The organism is Marinomonas sp. TI.3.20 (assembly GCF_038155025.1).
Taxonomy (GTDB): domain Bacteria; phylum Pseudomonadota; class Gammaproteobacteria; order Pseudomonadales; family Marinomonadaceae; genus Marinomonas; species Marinomonas flavescens.
This window is the reverse complement of the sequence record NZ_JBAKAS010000139.1, coordinates 1-255: the sequence shown is the minus strand read 5'-3', so window position 1 is coordinate 255 and position 255 is coordinate 1. Positions and strand designations below refer to the sequence as shown.

Genomic DNA, 255 nt, shown 5'->3' with positions numbered 1-255 from the left:
AACCGACGATGCGGGCAACACGTCTACTACGACTGATACATTAGATTTAGATACGAGTGCGGACACCGACGACAACTTCGCCGTTACTGTTAAGGCCTCTGATGATGTGACCAACGCGGACGAAGCGAGCACGGTGAGTGTGACCTTGAGTGGCGTAGATGCGGACACCGAGACGGTGAAAGTGACGTTCAGCGATGGCACCAACAACGTGGTTGTGGACGCGACACAAACTGACGGCGTCTGGAGTGTGGCGGA

At 55.3% G+C, this 255-nt stretch carries 1 protein-coding gene; it reads left to right on the top strand.

Annotation, left to right across the window (positions count from 1 at the left end):
- Positions 1-255 (top strand): hypothetical protein (locus tag V6259_RS19910; protein WP_341586005.1); only part of this gene is annotated, 255 nt, incomplete at both ends.